Below are 5162 nucleotides of genomic sequence, written 5' to 3' on the forward strand. Positions count from 1 at the left end.
CGATGCCGATGCGCGCGCCCGCCTTGCCGATCTTCTGCAGATGCTCGACGCCGCCAACCTTGCGGTCGAGCATCTGCAGAAGATCGGCAAGGCGGGCGCGCGCATCGGCATCGAGCCCGGCTTCCTGCCGTCGGACGCCTATACGCTGATCCGCAACGCATTGCCGGATGCCAGGCTGATCGACGCGACCGACATGCTGGAGCGCATGCGCGCCATCAAGACCGATGCCGAACTGGAGAAGCTGCGCACGGCCTCCGAACTGATCACCGATTCCATGCTGGCAACCATTGCCTGGGCACGCGAAGGCACGACCAAGACCGAGATCATCGAGCAGCTGCGGCGGGAGGAAACCAATCGCGGCATCCATTTCGAATATTGCCTGCTGACGCTGGGCTCCAGCCACAACCGCGCCGCTTCACCGCAGGCGTGGAAAAAAGGCGAGGTGCTGTCAATCGATTCCGGCGGCAACTTTCACGGCTATATCGGCGACCTCTGCCGGATGGGCATTCTCGGGGAACCGGATGCCGAACTGGAAGATCTGCTGGCTGAGGTCGAGACGGTGCAGCAGGCAGCGTTCTCCAAGGTCAAAGCGGGCACGCTGGGCGGCGACATGATTTCGCATGCCGAGGGCGTGCTGAAGGCTTCGAAGGTCGCGCCCTACACGGATTTCTTCGCCCATGGCATGGGCCTGATCACGCATGAGGCGCCGTTCCTGATGACCAACCACCCGGTGACCTATGAAGGCACCTATGCGGCCAAGCCGCTGGAAAGGAACATGGTGCTGTCGGTGGAGACAACCATGCTTCACCCGACGCGGGGCTTCATCAAGCTGGAGGACACGCTGGCGGTGACGGATGCTGGTTATGCGATGTTCGGCGACCGGGGTCGGGGCTGGAACAGGGGTGGTACTCTTTAGGACGAAGGCTGGCGCCGCCCCTCATCCGCCTGCCGGCACCTTCTCCCCGTATAGTGACGGGGAGAAGAGGGCAGCCGCGCCCTCGGCACCTATTTGGTGGCGTTGAAAATTGGCGAAGCGCCGGTGACTGCGTCTTTCTCCCCGTCACTATACGGGGAGAAATGTCCGGCAGGACAATGAGGGGCAGCGCTACCCTAGAACAAGTTCATCACTGCCCCGGCGCGATCAGCCTGAAATCCGGCAGCTCACGCAAAACCAGTTCAGGCCCGGCCGGCGAATAGACGACGAAAAGCTTCATCGGCTCGTCGCCGGTGTTCAGCGTCGAATGGAAGCGGCTTTCCGGCACATAGATGGTGCAGCCGGGGCCGACTTTTGCGACCACCGGATTGCCCTTTTCGTCCTCGACCATCTGCTCGCCATGACCGGAGATGACGAAGATGATTTCTTCCGCGCCCGGATGGTTGTGGCGCGTGTGGCCCTTGCCGGAGGGCAGGTCGACCACGCCGCCGGAAAAGCGGGTTGCGCCATTCACCTCCGGCGCCACCGTCAGTGCCAATTTTCCCCAGTCGAAACCGAAGGCGCTGACGTCCTTCGGGTAAACAAATACCTTGCTCGTGTCGGTCATCGTCTCATCATCCCTTCTTTCTCTTCGTGGTCTTGTCACCACCAAGTGTCACCGCCTTGAAATCGGCCGTCTGTTTGGCGATCGCGGCTTCCGCCGGCAGCCGTTCCATCGAGCTGGCGCCATAGAAGCCGTGCAGGCCCTTGGCATGGGAGAGGATGTAGCGGGCGTCGTCGGGCATCGAGATCGGCCCGCCATGGCAAAGCAGGATGACGTCCTTGCGCACCGAGCGCGCGGCATTGGCGATGGCGTCGATCTCGACGATGCAGTCGTCGAGCGACTTGGCTGAGGTGGCGCCGATCGAGCCGCCGGTCGTCACGCCCATATGGGCGACGATGATGTCGGCGCCGGCCTTGGTCATGGCGCGGGCCTCGTCGGGGTTGAAGACATAGGGCGTGGTCAAGAGGTCGAGCTTGTGCGCCTCGGCGATCATGTCGACCTCGAGGCCGAAGCCCATGCCGGTCTCTTCGAAACTCTGCCGCATGCTGCCGTCGAACAGGCCGATGGTGGGAAAATTCTGCACGCCGGAAAAGCCCATCGTCTTCAGCTCTGCCAGCAGCAGCGGCATGATGACGAAGGGGTCGGTGCCGTTGACGCCGGCCAGCACAGGCGTGTGTCTGACCACCGGCAGCACCTCGTAGGCCATCTCCTTGACGATCTCGTTGGCATTGCCATAGGCGAGCAGGCCGGCGGCCGAGCCGCGCCCGGCCATGCGGTAGCGGCCGGAATTGTAGATGATGATGAGGTCGATGCCGCCGGCCTCCTCGGCTTTCGCCGACAGGCCGGTGCCGGCGCCGCCGCCGACGATCGGCACGCCCTTGTCGATCATTCCCCTGAATTTCTTCAATATGTCCTTGCGCGGTATGGCGGGCATTTTTGAGATCTCTCACTGTCTGGCGATGTCGAGGAAGGCCGATGTTGCAGCCTTTGCGAATTCCGGGTCGTTGATATGCAGCGGCAGGCGCGTCACGCGGCGCTTGCCGTTGGGCTGGATGGTGCGCTCGATGGCTTCGAACAGAACGGCGTCGGCTTCCGGGTCGAAGAAGGCGCCGCCTTCGATGTCGAGCGCCGAGACGCCTTTTTCCGGGATGAGAAGATGCACCGGCCCTCCGCAGCGGGCGAGCCTGGTGCCGATCCACTCGCCGATCGCGCGGCATTCGTCCGCCGTGGTGCGCATCAGCGTGACATTGGGATTGTGTTCGTAGAACAGCCGATCGCGATAGGGCTCCGGAATGGTCGAAGGCGCCCAGAAGTTCACCATGTCGAGCGCGCCGACGGAGCCGACATAGGGCAGCCCCGTGCGAACTATGGCGCCGAAACGATCCTCCGTCGCCGGCAGCACACCGCCGAACAGCAGATCGCAAACTTCGGTCGTGGTGATGTCGACGACGCCGGACAGCAAGCCGCTGTCGGCCAGCTTTTCCATGCTGCGGCCGCCGGTGCCGGTGGCGTGGAAGACCATGCAGTCATATCTGGAACGGAGCTGGTCGGCGATGGCGGTCACGCAAGGCGTTGTGACGCCGAACATGGTGAGGCCGATCGATGGTTTGCCGTCGGGTGGCGGCGCCGGCTTGGTTGCCATGCCTACGATCGCCTGGGCGGCATTGTGCAGCACGACACGGGAGATCCGGTTCAGTCCGGCCATGTCGGTCACCGCCGGCATCATGATGATGTCGGAGACATCGACATAGGGAGCGGTATCGCCGGAGGCGAGCGTCGAGACCATGATCTTGGGCAAGCCGAGCGGCAGGGCGCGCATGCCCGATGTGATGATCGATGTGCCGCCACCGCCGCCGATGCCGATCATGGCTGCGATGTCGGTGCGCGACTGGACGAAGCGGGCGAAGGCGATGCCCATCGCGGCGACCGCGGCGCCACGGTCATTGCCGCCGAGCACGGCGTCACGGCCGCCCGGATGATGGTCGGCGATTTCCCTAGCGCTGATATCGACGGGGATGGTTGCGTCGCGCGTTCCGACATCGACACGACAAACGAGGGCGCCCGCAGCAGTGATCGCATCGGCCAGGAAGGCGAGCTCCTCGCCCTTCGTGTCCGCGGTACCCGCCACATAGATACGCTTCATTGCGCTCCCCCGATCCTGGCAGGCGCGATGCCGCCCCCATTGCTCATTGCCCGGGCCACTCGACGATGCGGACACCATTGCAAATTTTTGAGACGCGCGTATCGTATTGGTATGAATGTCTCACGTCAACAATCCACTGCGAGCGACGACGCTGAACGGGCAACCGGCCCGGTGCCCGAACGTGGGCCGCGCGCGCGGACCAAACGGCTGATGCTGGAGACGGCAACAAGGCTGATGCAGGCGGGCGTCACGCCCTCGGTCAGCGAGGTCGCCGAGGCGGCCGAGGTTTCCCGTGCCACCGCCTATCGTTACTTCCCGAGCCAGTCGGCACTGGTGCAGGCCGTCGTCGACGAGGGGCTGGGGCCAATCCTCACCTGGCAATCGACCTCCGCCGATGCCGAGCGCCGGGTCGCGGAGCTGTTCGATACGGCCATGCCGCGCATCGAGGCCTTCGAGGCCACGTTCAAGGCAGCACTGAAGCTGTCGCTCGATCAATGGGCGCGGCGTCAGGCCGGCACGCTGGGCGCTGAGCCCGCCTTTACGCGCGGCCATCGCATCGACTTGCTGAAAGATGCGATCGCGCCGCTCAAGAGCCGTTTGCCGCCGCGCGACTTCAAGCGGCTGGCGCAGGCGCTGTCGCTGATCTTCGGCGTCGAGGTGCTGATTGTGCTCAAGGATATCTGGGGACTGGACAGCCGCCGGACGAGGGCGGTCGCACAGTGGGCAGCTGGGGCGCTGGTGCGTGCGGCAGTCGCGGAATCGGTCGATGAAGGAGGCAGCCCCGATCCGAAGGCAGTCATGAAATAGAGCCTATCTGGTTCGACCAGATTGGCATGCACGCTACTGATCTTAGCCGTTGAGTGGGGTGTCGGACAATACCCAATCATATCACTGAGTAGGAAAATCTTGGTAAAACAGGCAGATAAAGCCGGAATCCGATGGCAATGGCCACGTCAAGCTGTCAAGAAAGGGCTTGACGCGCATGCAAAATTGGTAATACCAGATTGGATCAGAAAAGCGGATCGAAAGTGAGGGCTGCGATCCATTTTCCGGCAGGGGCGAGGAGGCTCGAAACCGGGAAGGTGCGATCACGGGAGGAACTACCAGGGCCGGCCCCGTTGCCGGCTCGCACGATAAGGTAGAACGCGCACAAGGGAGGAAATCATTATGCGCAAGTTAGTGACCAGCGCACTTGCTGGTATCGGCTTAACGCTTGCCTGCGGAACGTCCGTTTACGCGCAGGACAAAGAACTCACCATATTCTGGGCGGAATGGGATCCGGCGAACTATTTGCAGGAACTCGTCAATCTCTACGAGGCCGAGACCGGCGTGAAGGTCACGGTCGAAACCACGCCTTGGTCCGACTTCCAGACCAAGGCATTCACCGAGTTCAACGCCAAGGGCAGCGCCTACGACATGGTGGTCGGCGACTCGCAGTGGATCGGTGCCGCATCCGAGGCGGGCCACTATGTCGACCTTACCGACTTCTTCAACAAGCATAATTTGAAGGAGGTGATGGCGCCGGCGACTGTCAAGTACTA

At 62.8% G+C, this 5162-nt stretch carries 6 protein-coding genes; 3 read left to right on the forward strand and 3 right to left on the reverse strand.

Translation table 11 applies throughout. The annotated features are described in order from the left end of the window. Positions 1–916: Xaa-Pro peptidase family protein (locus EN750_RS17670; RefSeq protein WP_145967745.1), on the forward strand; the 916-nt coding region annotated here is incomplete at its 5' end. Positions 917–1124: 208 nt separating this feature from the next. Here the strand turns inward: EN750_RS17670 and EN750_RS17675 are convergent. Genes EN750_RS17675 through EN750_RS17685 form a run of 3 tightly spaced genes read right to left on the reverse strand, consistent with a single transcriptional unit; the run spans position 1125 to position 3621 of the window. Continuing rightward, positions 1125–1541 carry a cupin domain-containing protein gene (locus tag EN750_RS17675; RefSeq protein WP_127397178.1) on the reverse strand — a complete coding sequence of 139 codons (417 nt, stop codon included), beginning with the start codon at positions 1539–1541 and terminating at the stop codon, positions 1125–1127. 7 nt (positions 1542–1548) lie between these two features. Next, positions 1549–2412, reverse strand: coding sequence for a phosphoenolpyruvate hydrolase family protein (locus EN750_RS17680; RefSeq protein WP_127397179.1), 864 nt, complete (start codon positions 2410–2412; stop codon positions 1549–1551). 12 nt (positions 2413–2424) lie between these two features. Further along, positions 2425–3621 (reverse strand): Tm-1-like ATP-binding domain-containing protein, encoded by a 1197-nt coding sequence (locus EN750_RS17685; RefSeq protein ID WP_127397180.1) that lies wholly within the window; start codon positions 3619–3621, stop codon positions 2425–2427. A gap of 111 nt (positions 3622–3732) precedes the next feature. Between EN750_RS17685 and EN750_RS17690 the strand changes: the two genes are divergently transcribed. Then, on the forward strand, positions 3733–4428 hold the full coding sequence (locus EN750_RS17690; RefSeq protein WP_127268332.1) for a TetR/AcrR family transcriptional regulator: 696 nt from the start codon (positions 3733–3735) through the stop codon (positions 4426–4428). Positions 4429–4788: 360 nt separating this feature from the next. Further along, positions 4789–5162 (forward strand): extracellular solute-binding protein (locus EN750_RS17695; RefSeq protein ID WP_127397181.1); only part of this gene is annotated, 374 nt, incomplete at its 3' end.

Source organism: Mesorhizobium sp. M7A.F.Ca.ET.027.03.2.1, assembly GCF_003999175.1.
In the GTDB taxonomy this organism is placed as follows: Bacteria; Pseudomonadota; Alphaproteobacteria; order Rhizobiales; family Rhizobiaceae; genus Mesorhizobium.